Raw genomic sequence first — 17124 nt, forward strand, 5'->3', positions numbered from 1 at the left:
CCCAAACGGTCGCCATCGGATGATATGTCAGATCTGATGCCATGGTGTGTGGATCTCAGTGATGTTGAGTAGGCGTTCACCGGTTTATTAACCGCTTACAAAGTAAGTACCAACGGCACCATACTTGGCAGCAACTGACATCACCTCAGCCTATTGAGAGTAAAGACAAAGCCAACTTGGTGATCAGCCAAAACAGCGCTCTATTTGACGATTTTTGGAACGTGTGCCTCGAGCTCGGCCGGGTGCCGGCAAATGACGAATTTAACCGTTCGGAAGAGGTGAGAAGTCTAATTGGTTCTCATAAAAAAGTGTTTGGTTTGCTTCAGGAAATGTTCGATACCCGGGAATTTTTCAATGCAGAAAAATCCCGAAAAGAGGACCTACTTGTCTATTTCTCTATGGGGTTATTTGACAAACGGAAACCCTACACACAACAGCCTAAAAGCCTAAGGCGTGATATTAAAGCTTTATTCGATGATCATCGTACAGCTATTAATCTCTCGACCGAGCTACTTTTTGCGATAGCGGATACGAAGCTCATTGGTGAGCAGTGTGTCAAAGCTCACCATCAATTACCGGCGAGCATCCTCAAAGAAGGGCACTCTCTGATTTTCCACAAAAGCTATACAGAAAAGTTACCGCTTCTTTTACGCGTTTATGTTGGCGCTGCATTGCAGATGTACGGCGAACTCGATGACTCCATTGACCTGATCAAAATACATATCAACTCTGGTAAGCTTACCTTGACTCAATATGATGATTTTGAAAAATCAGTCCCGTATTTAGTCGAAAGAACGAAGATAAAGATGGCAGAACAAGATATCGATTTTTTTGACTATGTTGATAAAGGGCGGCGCCCACCCTTACTCAATAAACATTTGTTGCTTGATACACAGAGTGATCAATATAATAAGCAAAAGAACTTTGATCTGCGATTATCAAAGCTCTTAGGGACTACAGCAACTAATGAAGTCATATTACACCGGCAAATGTACGAAGAGCGTTTGCTTCAAGCTGGAAAAACCGTCTCCGGCTTTAGGCTCAACTCTCGCTAATCTGGTGCGGAGGCAGGCTGATGCGATAGGTTCGCCGGGCGGTTTCTTCGGACATCCCAATTGCTGTTAGGACATGTGAAGCCACATTTGAGAGCGCATTACATGCAGAACCTTGAGAAATCAGCCAAGGATAATCGCTCATAAAGCGCTTCACTTCTTTATCTGTTTGGAATGTAACGCTCCACGTCGACGGCACTACCGACACACCGCCGTTTCTTGTAAAGTCAAACTTTGCGATAACGTCGAGAAATTGCTTTTCGATAGAATCTGATTTCGTTGGATAAGATTCTACCGCGGCCGCTAGGCCAACAATCAAAGGGGTTGGAGAAGTGCCGCCTCGCAACCCTGCTTCTTGGCCGCCACCGTGAATCAGGGGGACTAGCTCAGAGTCTCTGGCATCCCGCACGTAAAGCGCACCAATGCCTTTCGGACCGTAGATTTTGTGACCTGATATTGAGAGCATATCTATATCCATATCGTCTACGTCGATATCACACTTGCAAAAGCTCTGAGCAGCGTCAGTGTGAAAGCGGATATTGTTTTCAAAAGCTATCGCACCAAATTCTTTTATGGGTTGAATAGTACCGAGTTCATTATTGACGTGGTGAATGGAAATCAAAATAGTATTACTTCGAATTTCAGCTGCGAGAGACGATGGTGAGATACGACCATCCCTATCCGGTGCGAGGTAAGTCACTTCGAAGCCAATTGACTCGAGAAATGCACAAGTATTAAGAATGCACTTGTGTTCAATCTCTGAAGTAATAATGTGGCCTTTTGTATCTAGATGTTTGAAAGTAAAACCTTTTAGAGCGAGGTTGTTCGCTTCACTGGCCCCACTAGTAAAAATAATCTCGCTCGGTAGCGCTCTTATCTTCTCAGCAATACACTCTCTTGCTTGTTGGATTGCCAGCGCGCTGGCGCGTCCAGCTTGATGATCTGACGAGGCATTCGCAAATTTTTCGTTCTCCCAAGGTTTCATGGCATCTAAAACACGCTGAGACACTGGTGTAGAAGCGGCGTAGTCGTAGTAGTTATCCATTTTCCACCAAGTACTCTAATGTCTGATTAAATAAAATATTAGTCACTAACGATTCACCAATATTATTCATAATCCAACTATCAATGTGCTTCAAACCACTATTGCAATATCCTTCAAAAATACCAATAGCATCTCTTAATCTATCATTTTTGAGTATATCCAAAGACGGTTCTTTAGCTAGCGCAATAAGATATATATAAGCGTCGTGACCTGTCGTCGCATAGGTATCCAGCAAAATTGGGGTTGTGCTTACTTTAGACTCAAGTGGTTGAAAGTCATCTAATTGATAACCAACTAATGCCGCAAAAACCATCAGTTCTTTTACTGTACTAAAGACTCGGTTATCACTTTTCGTCCCTTTTGTAGAGCAAAATCGCTCTTCCAACGCTTCAAAGCGAACATCCCGGCGTACCGATAGTTTACGCCAATCAATTATTTCAGCCATTAACAGGGATCTCCTCAATCGTTACCTTATCAAAATCACTACCAAAGCGTACAACATCATAGTCATTACCTTTTACAGTAAGTTTTGTAGGGTACTGCCCTTTAAACTCTTCTTCGGTCAACACTGTATGCTGAACAAGATTATATTCCTTACCAATTTTATGACGAATTCCCTTGTCAGCATGTGTTTCTGTCCACTGAGCCTGAGAGAACATAAATATTGATTGCTCTACTTTGTTCGCAATGTAACGGACAAGTTCTCGACCATTATCAGGACCGATAAATGCTAGAATTGAGTCTGCAATAAAGGGAGCAACAGTACCTGGAGTAAGCAAGTGCTGCTTATTATTCGCACGATCTTTCGAGAATTCAATCAACGCAACAACAAACGAAATAGATAACATCGCTTGATAACCATTCCCCGCAGCTACTCGTTTACCTTCTCTATCTACGATTGCCCATGTAAAGCTTCCTCCTTTGACGCTAGTATCTTTTTTAACTGTATAACCATTAAAAGCCACTTGGTTAAATAACGACTGCATCTTGCTTAAGAGGATCTGGTCAACACCTTCCTGTGAAGAGATAATGGCCTCCTCATATAACTCTACTATCTTCTCTGTTGCGAGAATCAAGTTACGAACTTTATGAGCTTTAGGCTGAGTTGCTGACAGGCTACTTACTCTGCGATCAATATCTTTAATATCAATCTCTTTTTTACTAACGCTCTGCTCAATTTGTAGAATCTGACGATTTAGTTGATCACACCTTGATTTAGCTAAATATTTGTCACGTTCGATAACCTTAATGTCATCAATATCAGAATCAACAATAGTATGACTTAAGTCCTTTATACTATTTTCAAGTTCCTGTATGCCATCTTCGCGGTCATCAACATCCGCTAATAACTTTTCCATACTAGCTCTCGGAAATTGCTGATTACAAAGTGTGTTTTGTAGCTTGACAGCTAACTCCCAGCGCCGCTTAAGTTCAGGGTCGATGGCATGTTTACCAAGCTCTTCTAGAAGCCGAGCTGCCGAACTATCTTCTCCAACGTGCGTACCACAGATGCACTCGTTATTATCTATAATTTCACGTAGCAATTGCTTATCCACGGTATAGCGAAGTGATTTATTTATTTCTTCTTTATTAATGCTTGAAAGATCTATTGAAGCAAGCTTTTTACCAAATACTGCCAATGCCCAACCAGGTGTGTTGGTTATTTTCTCTTTTAATAGTTGTTTGTGCTGCCGTTGGTAATCATTCAATAATCTTTCTTGTTGTTCGCGAAGTTTAATTCTTTCTTCAATCGATGTCTTATTAAAGCGGTTAAGCTTAGATAGCTGGAACTCAAACTCTTTTTCTGCACTTTCTAACTCACTTTTATTTTGTGCAAGAAGATTATTCTCTCGATCCAAACTTGAAATTAAATCGTCCTTATTTGATAACAACGTCTCGATCTCTTTATTGGTATCGTACTTCTTTAACTCTTTTTGATAATTTGTCTTTACTGTCGTTAGATGTTTTAACGTTTTTTTAGCGACCATTAAACCCAATACTTTATCAATAGCATCTTTGATATGAGAGAAGTCGTTTTGACTACTTAAAGTACCAGTACCTTCTCCTTGATAGAAAAAATACTGAGACATCTCTTTTGGTAAGACCGTATTTATTATCGTGTTAGGGTTATCCTCAGCTTTTTCCGCGTAGCAGCCATCTTCAATTTCGTACACATGTAATTTACTACTAGCATCATTTTTCACTTTAACTCGCCGAACTTCAAATAAACGATTCTGGTGTTCGAGTTGCACAGAAACACTGAAGATATTTTTACCTTTCTCCGCAGCATGCTTATTTATAAGGTTTTTAGAGTCCAGTAAATTTTCCGTAGTTTCTTCATAAAGGCACCAGCGAAGAGCATTAAGCAACGCTGTTTTTCCACCATTATTTTCACCATGAATTAGCGTAACTCCGCGCTCTGGATCTACAGCAAAGTCGATAAATTGCTTACCATAGAACTGACGGAAGTTATTAATCTCTAGTCTTATTAATTTCATTTACAATATCTTCCGCATTGACGTCAATTATGTCTTTGACCTTTTGAATGTGACGAGATTGCACTAAGTCTCCATAGTACAGCTCTTTCTCAAACTGCATTATCTGGAGTGCGGCTTTATGAACCGCTGACTTATTTGAATAGTCCTGATGAGCAATCTGTGTATCCCTATCAACTTCTTTCAATAAATCTTTAAATGCATTAAGGTTCATCAATAAATTCCTAATTCAATGATTCTTTTCTCAATTTCTTTTGGGTTGATAGCTGTTATTTTAAAATCTTCTATCCTTTCTAACTCCGCCCTCCGTAAATTCTGACTAAAGTTATTCACTACCCCAGGTAACGGGAGAATAACAAAGTCCACAATCAAGGCTTCATGTTTACCGGCTGCTTTTCGAAGAACGCGGCCTCTTCGCTGGACATATTGTCTTGGATTTCGAGTACTAGCTAGGATAAACGCGCTTTGACACACTGGAACATCGATACCTTCATCCAAAACCTTCATGGCCACTAAAGAATCAATCCTTTGCTCTTTGAAGCTATTCATAATCCTACTTCGCTCTGACGCTGTCTCTTGAGAAGTAAATTTGGAAACCTTACAACCATATTCATGCAGACAATTGGTGACCTTAGTTATGTATGGGGTACTATCTCCTGGTGCTGAACCTTCTCCCACATAGATTAAAGAGTGTATTAATGACAGCTCTGGATTTTTTTTCAAATAGGAGATTAATGCTGGCAGTTTACCTGAGCTAGTTGCTAGAATCCTTGCTCTTGCTCCACACATATTAGTTAACATCGACTGCTCATCAATGGATAACTTTGTAGACTTTGCCCTCAAAATTAATTTCTGAATTTTAGCTGAATACTCTTCGTACTGCTGTTGCTCTTCTTCATTAAGATAGACTGGAACAAGCTCATAACGGTAGGGAGCGAGTATACCGTCCTTAATTGCATCACTTAGCGAGTACTCACTAATGATACCTTTAAAGTATGAAAGTAAATTCTGTCTGATTGTATCAGGGAATGGCGATCCTTCGATCTCGTCATCATCGGTACGAAAGGGGGTGGCCGATAACCCTATTCGATAACGCGCTGGAGGCAAGGAATCAAAATAATTTTGACTGCCGAGGTGATGACATTCATCACCAATTAACAAAATATCTTCAGGTGATACTTTGGCGATTTTTGACTGAAACAATTCTGATGAGAGGGTCTTGTTGACGACAATAACACAGATAAAATCTAAAGTTCCGGTTCGAAAACGCAGAAGTTTTTTATCCAATGCAGAAGCCCACTTATCAGAGCCATCGTAACATTGAACGGGAGCAATATTGAAAGGCGCTAATTCTTTTACCCATTGATTGGCTAGTTCAATGTACGGGACGCTAATTATTGCAAAAATGGCATCACCATTCTTGTGACGCTCTTCATACAGCTCTACCAGTGCAGATATGGATGTGAATGTCTTACCTGAGCCAGTGGCCAATTTGAACAAGCCATTAAAATCTGCTTTACGCCAACTATTTATAGCCTCGATTTGATGAGGAAATAACTCAAATGCTCTCTTCTTAACCATCAATGGCTTACGTGGGGTCTTAGCTTCAATATTTAACTTAGCTAACTTCTGTTCCGACTTAGGGAAGCTATAGGAGAAGAAAGGCTTAGAAGCTTTGGCTGAATAAGAGGCTGGAAACAACTCCCTACTTAATGCGTCAAGGTCAACACCAGATTGAATTTTTTGGTAAACCTCTGAATCAATAGAAACAACTTTTGCTCGCTTCTTGGTATCACTCCATAGCGCATTAAAATTATCCACTTCAACTTGCCCGTAATCAGCAAAAGATTCACGCCAACTAAAAAAGAGTGAAACTTCCTCAGAGTTATATTTGGACAATCCAGCCAGGGTTTCATTTGCTGAGCCACTGAATACAACAATTTCATCCTGCTGATAAAAGATCCCTGTTTTTTTGTGGAACATGCCTTGATGAGTGAAGGCAAACTTAATATCAAGTAGCCCTTTCGCCACCATATACGTCAATAGCTTCAGATTCATTTCGTCACTACTAAGCAATAAGTCAGCTAATTGAAGAGACTTTTTTTTACAAGGATTTGATACTCCCTTCATCACTGCCTCATACTCATTATCAGACAATGGGTCACCAATGATAAGGCGCATCTTTCCTTCAGAATGAATAAACTGATCCAGCCCTTGTGCTGCTGAAACTAGGACATCAGCTGAAAAATAGCCTACAGCTCTATCATAGCGATTTGCACAAGAGAGCAAGGGAATATGTACACACTCCAGTATACTTTCTTCATCGGTGTCATACTTAGCTTTAAGTCCAAGAGCTGAAAACTGCATGATCACTCCCAATCAAGCCATTGAGTAAGATTGCGCCATGCGTTAGTCAGCAGTAATACACTTCGTTCATCAATATGTTGCTTCGTCCATTCATCCGCAAACGTAATATCTGCAAACTTTTTTTCTAGCATTAATATTGAAGCATTACGCTTAGATTCATTAGAAATTTGGCTCTCCGCCAATAAGATATCATCAATGTTGTCGATCGAATCATTGGATAAAGATTGGAGTAGATGTTGTTTGAGATTGTACCAAGACGGTGGATTCGTGCTGGAAACCCCATTGCGAGCATCAATTAATACATTACCGATCTTGTTGTACTCTTCTGGGTTAGCAATTCTATCATCGCCCCACCCTTCAGTAAAACCACCGTTAAATACCTTCTTAATAGCGTTTTTACCAGAAAGTAGCTCCCACATTATAGTGGTCAGAAAGTCAGTACTCGGTTTATTTGAAATCTCATGATGGATACCGTTAAGCTCGATGCCATGCATACCAGCTAAGAGCAACATATTAGTATTCTTCGGCTTAGTTAGAATCTGTTGTTTAGAACAGATATCAAGCCACTTTTCATCAACATCCTCTTTCGGAGAGCCTTTTGAACTAATCTTTGCTTCTAGCTCTTCCCGAAAAAATCGCTTAATAATATCGGCATTAAATCGATCAGACGTCTGAGGCCCGTTACCCAATTGGTACCCTTTGTGATCTACACTCACACCGCGTTCATGTAACTTTTTATAAACAGCATCAATTCCATCAGCTCCACCACTCATCGCACGCCAAAGTACGCTAAATGCAGTTATAGCCTTAAGCACTTTTGCAAAGTCGGAATATTCTGTACCGGTTACTCCAAACTTTTCATCAGCTAATACAAACTGTACCAATAGGCTTTGAACAATATCATGTTTCATATCTACGAGGTAACGTAAACATAGATTTGAAATATCCTGCTCGCTAGATTCTACTAGATTTCCGACACTAGGCACCGCAGCCTGCCAATGATCGAATAGAAAATCAGCAGTTGTTGCAAGTTGGGTTAAATACTCGTCTTTATAATGACAGTTTTCATAGCTTTTCAGCATTGCATCACGTTGATCTCTTAAGCTCGTAACTTTCACTTTTCCTTGATATGCGCGAACAAAGGCAAGTATTAGAGCTTTAGTTTTAAGGTTTTTTTCTTTACTTTTGATGATACCTTCAAAGCGCTCCGTGATGGAGTTGAGAGTACCCATTGACGCTTCAATTTCTTCTTCGGGAGTCCCATTTTTTCTCTGGGCTCCGATGTATTCAACTACCTTAGGAACAAACGTTTCAATGGCAGTAAGAGGCTCCCCTGTTGTGTTCAAAGCCTCAAACATATCGAATGCATAAGATTCATTGTTAACTTCAACATAAGTAAGGCAAACGCGGTGAAGTAAAAACTTTGCAAACGCGGCTATGTAAATTACTTCTGCAACTTTATCATACGACTTAGATGCTTTTGCTAGATCCTTATCAATAGGGAAGTCTAAACATATATCTAACGTTTCAATATCGACTAAGTCGCTGATATTTATTTTCTCTTCTAGTTCGCCTTCAGGAGACTTGAATTGAAAACCTTGTTGTACGCAATCAAGCTGCTTTCTTATTTCTTTGACGTTTTCAACTACACGTTTAGCAGAAGCACTCATCAATGACAGGTTTAAAGGCTCGAACACAGAACTATCTCGTTGTTCAACGATGTGACGCTGATAAGCAGCCAATAATTCTGATATAGGACTTTCATATTGAGCCTTTTTCTCACTTCGCCCCCAACAATCGATCTGTGAGCGAATAATTTTAGGAAGTTTTTTATATACTTCATGTTCTGCGGTTGTCTCTACAACCGTATTTGAGGTATCAATTTTCAGTTGAGAGACTACCTGTCGCAATTCATCGAGAACATCTTTGATTTCTTCATCTTGTTCCAAATGTATCGTTTTCTTCAAACTCGGTAAAAGCATTCTCAATCTTTCATTCAGACAAAGAATAATAAGAATCAGAGTAGAAAGGCGCTGTTGGCCATCGATGATAAGTTTAATGTGCGTAGGTTTATCCCTTTTAACTAAAGGATAAATTGTCAGACCAGAACTATCGTCAACACTCAGTATAGACCCAAGGAAAATAATCGCATCAGGCGATTCAAGAAGATTTCTAAAAACACTCTCACAATCAGAAAATAGATCTCTAATATGGCTTTCTTCCCATGAGTATGGTCTCTGATAAGCCGGCATATAAAAGCCCGTATTTTTTCGCTCACAGATGACATCAAAGACTGATTGAGGCTCCGCTTTAAAAATGTCTAGAGACTTTTGCATAGATGCTCTTCCTAGGTAACTGATATGCTGAAAAAAACATGCCTTATGTGGCATTAAAACCATATAAATACCATGACTATAGTATTGTACGCGCATACGCGGATGCAACCGCGAAATGCAACACTCTCGTCTGCAGCCTGACATAACTTGTTAAAGATAACGTTAGGCTACCTAAAACCAAGACATTTTCTTGGTCGAGCATTCAAGCGGGCAACAGCTTGCATCACATCTTCATCGGTGATTTCACGCAGGTCAGTGCCCTTGGGAATATATTGCCTGAGCAGCCCGTTACTGTTTTTGTTTAAACCTCGCTCCCAGGATGAATAAGGATGAGCAAAGTAAATGTCTGTCTCTAATGCCTCGGCTATTGCCTTATGCCCGACAAATTCTGAGCCATTATCTGCTGTGATTGTGTGCACATGCGCGGCGTACGATCCAAGTAGCTCAATGGTGGCAAGCGCGCATATGCCGTGTTTGCCCAAAACAGTATCGATTTCCCAGTCACCAAAACGCTCACGGGTATCAACAATGCCTGGCTGCTCATCGATAGAGACAGGGTCTGGTATTACACAACGCTTGCTTGTTTTGCCCTTATGATAGCGTTTGTGCCCTTGGCGCAATGACTTATACAGTTTGCCGCCAGCCGCTTTGTCCGTTGCCACATATTGATAAATCCATTCATGGCTGACAGGCATGCCCAACCGCGCGCTCACATGGCTAATCTGCTCTGGACTCCAATCAACGTCCAGGCAGAGTTTAATAAAATCGATTGTCATCGAAAGTATACGCCTTTTGGCGGCATGTATACGTCGACCTGTCGCCAGCTGCTGAGCTTGAGCGGGCTCGTAACGGCCGTCTGGTAACCTTTTCCTACTTAGCTCTCTCGATATTATTGATTTTGATTTACAAAGGGTTTCGGTAATGACTGTTTGTGAACAGCCATGGGCCAAAAGGACAGAAACCTGGTATCGTTGTCCTTCGGTCAACTGCTGGTAACTCATGGGAATCACGTTTTGATTTTGGCGATGAGAAGCGTACCAATATCGACATCACCGAGTTAAGAAAGAGAAATAAATCCCTTATTATCAATAATATAACCTAAAAATATTATCACCACAGCCACAAAGATCACGCATTATATCTATTCGATACAATAACCTTCTGATACAATAATTTCTTTGTTTGGATAAAATCTCCAATTCAGCAAGGTAAGCACATTGAACATCGAATCTACGACACTGAAATTCTCCGGACATCAAACTTTCCCTATCCGTTATGGGTGGATTTACAAGATTATTCAAGAAGTTGTAAAAGGTGAGTCCCTTTCTAGTCAGTCGAACATCGAACAACAGATGCAGTCGATGGGCATGGGTAAAAACATGGTGTTGTCTGTTCGACACTGGATCCGAGCGCTGAACTTGGTGATTTGTATCGATAACAAAAAACAGACTTATCAACTAACATCGCTCGCTGAGCAGCTGTTTACGCACAAAAACGGTCATACCGCGTATGATGAATACCTCGATAAAATAGGCACAACTTGGCTCCTGCATTGGTTACTACAATCTATCGGGCCTACTAAAGATGAGCTTAATGCCTCTAGGTTTTTCTTCAATTATTTCAATGGAATAAAACTAAAGAAAGACTCTTTGGCGATTGAAATCAAAGACGCATTGGCGAATCACGAAAAAGAACTCACACAAGCAACGCTAAACAAAGACATTGATTGTCTTTTACAAATGTATGCACGCAAATCGTTGCAGACCAACAAAGTCAACGAAGACAGCTTTGCCTCTCCGTTTACGGAACTCGGTTTATTAAAACAAGAGGGCGCTAAAAGCTACATTGCGGATCTTACCCGACGTCCATCTTTGCCTGTCGAAATTTTCACCTATGCACTCATTGATTATATGCAGAAAAAACATAAGATTAGCAAGGTCAATACCTTATCTTTTGACGCATTGTTAAATGACGTAGGCTCCCCGGGACGCGTATTTCGCCTATCTTCCGCAGGGCTGAGTGACAAGCTGGATCAAGTAGAAACGCTCACTAACGGCAAATTTGCTTGGACCGATACTCAAGGCTTGAGACAAGTGCAGCACTCTTTTAGCAGCATCGATAGCATAGATCCAAATCTATACCTTAAACAATACTACCAACCAGAGGAAAAGTAAGCGTGACTCTCAATAAACAATACTCTATCGCTACACGCCACCAACGTTCTACCCGTATCGATAGTGACTTGAGCGCAGACTTCTTTCCTGGCTTAGTTTACCACGGTACAGCACAAGCTTCTGTAGAAACGCTCCTTCGCCAATACGGCCAAACCGGACAAAGCGCTTACACATTAACAGGCGCTTACGGCTCCGGTAAATCGACAGTTGCGCTGCTCATGGCCGGTCTATTACATGCTGACTCAGGTATCCGTAGTGCTGCAATTAATACCATTAATACAGAATCAAAATTGCTATTAGAACAGAGCACACCATACCAAAAGGGGTGGCTACAAATACGCTCAGTAGGAGGCGTCAGTGGCCCTGTCGAATCCTTTTGGAATGCCACGCTGAGAGCGCTTGAGGAACACCCTAAGACAAATAGTGCCAAAGTGCTTAATAAGTATCGTAAATCCAGTGTTGAGAGTGATAGCGAACTGATTAGCTCTTGGAAGGCCCTCTTTGATGATGTAGCGCCTTATGTGGATGGTGTGTTGATCATTGCCGATGAAATGGGGAAAAGCTTAGAGTTCATCAACCGAAACGGGGGGGATTTACACTTATTTCAAGACATTGCTGAAGAGCTCTCTCGCCTTGACATTCCAGTCATTTTTTTGGGCTTGCTACATCAAGCATTCAGTGAGTATGCAAAAGAACGCGGTACTAAACTACAAGATGAATGGGCCAAAATTCAAGGCCGCTACAGCGATATTCTGTACAATGTATCGACCGATGAAACGGTAGCGCTGATCAGTAACTCAATCAAAAAAACGTCATTACACTGTAGTGGTGATGATGAGCTCGTCCGACGCGTACTCTCAGCTCTTGACGACAAACAACAGCGTAAAGAGTTGCTACTCACGCGTCTAGAACAATGTGTTCCACTTCACCCATTAACAGCATTGTTATTAGGGCCCATAGCCAAGAGGCGCTTTAGTCAAAACGAACGCAGTACATTCAGCTTTTTGAACTCGTATGAGCAATTCAGCTTCCAACTTTTCTTACAACAAACAAGCGATCAAAACGCTCGATACAACCTTAGCCATCTTTGGGATTATCTTGAAGCCAATATGGAGCACGCAATATTGGGCTCCCCTGATGGGCATGGATGGGCAACTGCGGCGGATGCGATAAGAAAAGCGCTCAAACAAGACTTTTCTCCACAATGCATCGCATTGCTTAAAGCGATCTCATTAATTACCTTGTTCGGTAAATCTGCTAACTTAACAGCGACGGAAAGCATACTTCTTACCGCAACGGAGATTACCGACAAAAAGCAGCTAAAAGGATGCTTACAACGGCTAAAAGAAGCCTCATGCATCGTCTTTAGAAAGCACTTATCGTCTTGGGTCGTATTTGAAGGCTCAGATATCGATATTGCTGGCTTAGTGGAAGAGAAAATAGAACAACTGCACAACAGCCACGAAGCTGTTGAGCGTATTAACTTTAGTTCCCAAGTCATTGCAAAAGGTCACTATCATGAATTTGGTACACTGAGATGGGCTGCTCAAACTGTAGCGATGCAACTCAGCTATATCGATATACCGGCCCTTATTAGTTCCCGAAGTGGCGAGTTTGCAAATTTCTTGTTATTGCTAAAAGAAGAACCAGAAGACCGCCTACTTGAGCTGACACGCAATGATAAGTCGTTGATTATCGCATGTTCACCTAATGCATTTGAAATTATAAGCTTAGCTAATGAAAAGTACGCGCTGGATCTCATTAAAAGTGACAAAGCCACTGGTGCAGCGCTGACGCATGACAAGGTCGCTCGGGAAGAACATAGAGCACGCTCGTTTAACGCTCAATCGGCTTTAGAGGCGGCATTGACTGCCGCCTTCAACAATGCGCGATGGATACACAATGGAATGGTCTATGGCAAAGAAACGATGAGTGAAATCGCCACCTTTGCCGCTGACAGTATATTCCATCAAACCCCTAGAATTCTTAATGAGCTCGTTAACCGTAACAAACTTTCTGGTACGGCGGTTTCTGCTTTGAAAAAGTTGCTTGAAGCAATGCTTGATAAAGACGAACATGAGGACTTAGGTATTGAGGGTTTTCCACCTGAAAAATCAATGTATATCAGTTGCTTAAAAAATACCGCTATTCACTCCGCTGGTGGTGAAAAGGGCAAGCATTGGTCTAGAGGTGATCCAGACAAAAAGCTAAATGCCGTATTCGCCGCTGCGGAAAAACGTCTAAAAGATCGCAAGGGCAGCGAGATCGATTTATCAGAAATCGCAGAGCTTTGGGCAAACGCTCCTTTTGGTTTGACAAAGGGTGTCATTCCCATCTTTTTGCTCGCGTTTTTGAAATCGATGGGCGAACAAATCGCCTATTACGAGAAAGACATGTCTGGTGAATTTGCCTTCATTGCAGAACCCGACAGCGATTATGTGCACAAGCTGATAAAGAGCCCGGGCGTTCTTGCCGTCAAATACATCGTGTTGGCGAAGGATGAGAAAGAGTGGTTGCAGCATCTAGCGGTTTTTACAGCGTCCGAAACGAACCGTGATGTTTCCAATAACATCCTTTCTGTCGCGACACCGCTGGTGACGACTATGCACAACCTTCCACTCTGGGTGAAAAATGCGCACCATATTGTCCCAGGTAACGACGAGCGCAACAGAGTCTACTTGAGAATCCGAGATCTATTTTTACAAGCCAATGACCCGCATACACTACTCATCAAAGATTTACGAAAAGAGTTAATCGCCTTTGGTGCTGATGAGTTTACGAGTCAAATCGATTTATTAGAAGACTGCTTTAGGGCGTTGAGACAAAAGCACGAACAAATGCTCGCAGCGATTAAAACCAAGGTGAAAACCATTTTCCCAGAAAGTGGCGAAGAGCTTGCAGATATGTGCCAGTATGTCGAGCAGAATTCCGGCGACTTGCGCTTAAAAGCGTTCGCACGCGAACTCGCTAAAAGTGACACCGGACTGCTACAATGGCTGGAAAGCATGATTCAAATCGTCATTGGACGCGGAAAAAAGAACTGGAATGAAGGGATACTTCAGACCGCATCAACCAAAATCAGTGATTACGCCCAGGACTTTTTAAGTGTAGTTAAGTCTCAGCGTAGTGGCAGCGATCTCGCCTCTCAATCGGGTAAAACAAAGTTGGTCTCCCTCGTTTTGGAAGGGGATGATGGTAAACTGACATCGTTCAAACGAGAAATCAGAGCAGTAGAAACAGAAGAACTGGAAAGTACTATGAGTACTATTGAACATCAGCTCTCGGAACTTGACGATTTCCATAAAATCAATCTATTACAACAACTACTCAGGAAATCGCTCGAAGCGAAAAGTTAACGCACGCAGGTCTTTTTAATGAGTGATCAACGTAAGGTTAAACATGTCCTTGGCCTATCAGGAGGCAAAGACAGTGCTGCTCTCGCAGTATACATGGCTAGAAACTATCCTGAACTCGATATCGAGTATTTCTTTACCGATACTGGCAAAGAACTTCCAGAAGTCTATGAATACCTAGAACAACTTGAGATTGTACTAGGTAAGCCAATTTTGCACATCAACGATAAAAAAGGTTTCGATTATTGGTTAGAGCAACACAATAATTTTCTACCTGCTGGTCAGCAACGGTGGTGTACGATTCGCATGAAGCTCGAACCTTTTGAAAAATGGATTCGACCTTTTTTTAATGATGGCTATGAAGTCATTTCTTATGTCGGTATTCGCGCAGATGAACCATGGCGAGATGGCTACCGTCCTAATGAAAACCAAAAGTATCTCACCATTAAAATGCCATTTGCAGAAGACGGCATAAAAAAGCAGGGAGTCCTCGACATTCTCGATAGTGCTGGTCTAGGCTTACCCAAATACTATGACTGGCGTTCTCGCTCAGGCTGTACGTTCTGCTTTTTCCAACGCAAGATTGAATGGGTACGCCTGCGTGAAGAGCACCCAGAGGCCTTTGAGGAAGCCAAGTCTTACGAGAAAAGAGCAGAAACCAGTACCAATGGTGAAACCTTCTTCTGGATGGGCCCTAATGAGCCGCTAGAAACGCTAGAAGACCCTGAGCGTATAAAGCAAATCAAAGAAAACCACGAGAAGGTAAAGGCTCGGTTCGAAAAGAAAAAGCAACGTGAAAGAAAACGCCGCTTAGGTATGCATGCGATGGTCGATGACAGCATGCTCATCGACACGTTAGATATGGACGCAATGTATGACCTTGAAGAAGGCGGCGGCGCCTGTATCACTTGCTACAAATAAGTGAAAGCCGCGAAAAAAAGCGCTTTGTATGTGTAGTGGCATAGTGAATTTGGCCACCTGATTAGAGGTGTTAAGATACGCCTCATAGCATGACAGGTGAAACCATGACCAAACGCACAAGACGTACTTTCAGCCCGGAATTTAAACGTGAAGCCGCCGAGCTTGTTCTCGAACAAAACTACACGATTATCGAAGCAGCTACTGCCATGGGCGTCGGCAAATCCACCATGGACAAGTGGGTAAGGCAACTGAGACAGGAGCAACAAGGCGTTACGCCTCATGCTTCCCCCATCACACAAGAGCAAATTGAAATTCGGGAGCTAAAGAAAAAGCTGGCGCGCCTTGAGGAGCATAATGACATTTTAAAAAAGGCTACCGCTCTCTTGATGTCCAACTCTCTGAACAATTCTCGATAATCGAGAAACTCAAGACGAGCTATCCAGTTAACAAGCTGTGCCAGGTATTTAGCGTACGTCGCAGCAGCTTTCGTCACTGGCAACAACGTTCAAAAAAGCCGATATGTGCCCGAAAAGTAACGGAAGAAGCCAAGGTCAAGAAGCTCTTTCGCGACAATGAGGGCTCTGCTGGCGCGCGTAGTATTGCGCGAATGGCGACGGATCAAGATGTCCCGCTGAGCCGCTATCGTGCCAGCAAACTGATGGAGAAGCTTGGTTTAGTGAGCTGCCAAATACCCAGCCATACATACAAGAAGACAGGCGATGAACATGTTGAGATACCAAACCATTTAGACCGACAGTTTAACGTTGAAGCACCAAATCAAGTTTGGTGTGGTGACGTCACATACATCTGGACCGGTAGTCGATGGGCTTACCTTGCTGTCGTTATTGATTTATTTGCACGAAAACCGGTTGGCTGGGCAATGTCGTTGTCACCGGACAGCACGTTAACCAGTAACGCATTGAAAATGGCATATGAGAGCCGTGGACGCCCTAAAGGCGTGATGTTTCATAGCGACCAGGGTAGCCATTATACGAGCCGTAAGTTCCGTCAGACACTCTGGAAACGCCAAATAAAGCAAAGCTTAAGCCGCCTAGGTAACTGCTGGGATAACGCGCCAATGGAGCGCTTTTTCAGAAGTTTGAAGACAGAATGGGTACCGACTTATGGTTACCGTTCATTTTCGCAGGCTCAAACGCATATACTGAAATATTTAATCGGGTATTACAGCCAACTTAGGCCACATCAGCATAATAGCGGTATGAGTCCGAACCTGGCAGAGGAAAAATACTGGATTAACTATAAACCGGTGGCCAGTTTTTCTGAGCTATGGTCAAATCTGGTGTATGGCATCCAAAGCTGTGTCCTGCTGATCTCCCTCAGGCTCGCGAACACCATCTCGGAATTTTACCCCTTTGATAAC

10 protein-coding genes and 2 pseudogenes are annotated in these 17124 nt (G+C 42.2%); 5 read left to right on the top strand and 7 right to left on the bottom strand.

Annotated features, from left to right (window positions below):
* Positions 1-95: 95 nt before the first annotated feature.
* Positions 96-1055: pseudogene (locus BZJ21_RS13635) on the top strand (DNA phosphorothioation-associated putative methyltransferase); the annotation flags it as partial.
* Here BZJ21_RS13635 and BZJ21_RS13640 read toward each other — a convergent pair.
* From BZJ21_RS13640 to BZJ21_RS13670, 7 genes are all read right to left on the bottom strand, one after another.
* A complete protein-coding gene (locus tag BZJ21_RS13640; RefSeq protein ID WP_077670067.1) occupies positions 1042-2097 on the bottom strand; it encodes a cysteine desulfurase family protein in 1056 nt (351 codons plus the stop codon). The pseudogene BZJ21_RS13635 and the gene BZJ21_RS13640 overlap by 14 nt on opposite strands.
* Positions 2090-2542 (bottom strand): hypothetical protein, encoded by a 453-nt coding sequence (locus tag BZJ21_RS13645; RefSeq protein WP_168169636.1) that lies wholly within the window; start codon positions 2540-2542, stop codon positions 2090-2092. The genes BZJ21_RS13640 and BZJ21_RS13645 overlap by 8 nt, the downstream gene beginning before the upstream one ends.
* Positions 2535-4595 (bottom strand): AAA family ATPase, encoded by a 2061-nt coding sequence (locus BZJ21_RS13650; protein WP_077670069.1) that lies wholly within the window; start codon positions 4593-4595, stop codon positions 2535-2537. The genes BZJ21_RS13645 and BZJ21_RS13650 overlap by 8 nt, the downstream gene beginning before the upstream one ends.
* Positions 4570-4806 (bottom strand): CxC ATPase DNA modification system associated small protein, encoded by a 237-nt coding sequence (locus tag BZJ21_RS13655; protein ID WP_077670070.1) that lies wholly within the window; start codon positions 4804-4806, stop codon positions 4570-4572. The genes BZJ21_RS13650 and BZJ21_RS13655 overlap by 26 nt, the downstream gene beginning before the upstream one ends.
* Complete coding sequence (locus BZJ21_RS13660) at positions 4806-6959, bottom strand: DEAD/DEAH box helicase family protein (RefSeq protein ID WP_077670071.1); 2154 nt, start codon at positions 6957-6959, stop codon at positions 4806-4808. Before BZJ21_RS13660 ends, BZJ21_RS13655 begins: the two co-directional genes overlap by 1 nt.
* Before the next feature lie 2 nt (positions 6960-6961).
* The gene (locus tag BZJ21_RS13665; protein WP_077670072.1) at positions 6962-9295 is read right to left on the bottom strand and encodes a DUF262 domain-containing protein; all 2334 of its coding nucleotides are present in this window, start codon (positions 9293-9295) and stop codon (positions 6962-6964) included.
* Between the two features lie 167 nt (positions 9296-9462).
* Positions 9463-10296 carry an IS30 family transposase gene (locus BZJ21_RS13670; RefSeq protein ID WP_077670073.1) on the bottom strand — a complete coding sequence of 278 codons (834 nt, stop codon included), beginning with the start codon at positions 10294-10296 and terminating at the stop codon, positions 9463-9465.
* Positions 10297-10512: 216 nt separating this feature from the next.
* Here BZJ21_RS13670 and BZJ21_RS13675 point away from each other — a divergent pair, with 216 nt between their 5' ends.
* From BZJ21_RS13675 to BZJ21_RS13690, 4 genes and pseudogenes are all read left to right on the top strand, one after another.
* Positions 10513-11469 carry a DUF4007 family protein gene (locus tag BZJ21_RS13675; RefSeq protein ID WP_077670074.1) on the top strand — a complete coding sequence of 319 codons (957 nt, stop codon included), beginning with the start codon at positions 10513-10515 and terminating at the stop codon, positions 11467-11469.
* Positions 11470-11471: 2 nt separating this feature from the next.
* A complete protein-coding gene (locus BZJ21_RS13680) occupies positions 11472-14825 on the top strand; it encodes a hypothetical protein (RefSeq protein WP_077670075.1) in 3354 nt (1117 codons plus the stop codon).
* Between the two features lie 18 nt (positions 14826-14843).
* On the top strand, positions 14844-15743 hold the full coding sequence (locus tag BZJ21_RS13685) for a phosphoadenosine phosphosulfate reductase domain-containing protein (RefSeq protein WP_077670076.1): 900 nt from the start codon (positions 14844-14846) through the stop codon (positions 15741-15743).
* A 104-nt stretch (positions 15744-15847) separates the two neighbouring features.
* Positions 15848-17025 (top strand): annotated as a pseudogene (locus BZJ21_RS13690) (IS3 family transposase); the annotation flags it as partial.
* Positions 17026-17124: the final 99 nt, after the last annotated feature.

Source organism: Salinivibrio costicola subsp. alcaliphilus (assembly GCF_001996185.1).
Classification (GTDB): Bacteria; Pseudomonadota; Gammaproteobacteria; order Enterobacterales; family Vibrionaceae; genus Salinivibrio; species Salinivibrio costicola.

Bases quoted from the DNA above. Each gene is read 5' to 3' on its own strand.
- BZJ21_RS13640 (WP_077670067.1), bottom strand. From the start codon at position 2,097: ATGGATAACTACTACGACTACGCCGCTTCTACACCAGTGTCTCAGCGT.
- BZJ21_RS13645 (WP_168169636.1), bottom strand. From the start codon at position 2,542: ATGGCTGAAATAATTGATTGGCGTAAACTATCGGTACGCCGGGATGTT.
- BZJ21_RS13650 (WP_077670069.1), bottom strand. From the start codon at position 4,595: ATGAAATTAATAAGACTAGAGATTAATAACTTCCGTCAGTTCTATGGT.
- BZJ21_RS13655 (WP_077670070.1), bottom strand. From the start codon at position 4,806: ATGAACCTTAATGCATTTAAAGATTTATTGAAAGAAGTTGATAGGGAT.
- BZJ21_RS13660 (WP_077670071.1), bottom strand. From the start codon at position 6,959: ATGCAGTTTTCAGCTCTTGGACTTAAAGCTAAGTATGACACCGATGAA.
- BZJ21_RS13665 (WP_077670072.1), bottom strand. From the start codon at position 9,295: ATGCAAAAGTCTCTAGACATTTTTAAAGCGGAGCCTCAATCAGTCTTT.
- BZJ21_RS13670 (WP_077670073.1), bottom strand. From the start codon at position 10,296: ATGAGTTACCAGCAGTTGACCGAAGGACAACGATACCAGGTTTCTGTC.
- BZJ21_RS13685 (WP_077670076.1), top strand. From the start codon at position 14,844: ATGAGTGATCAACGTAAGGTTAAACATGTCCTTGGCCTATCAGGAGGC.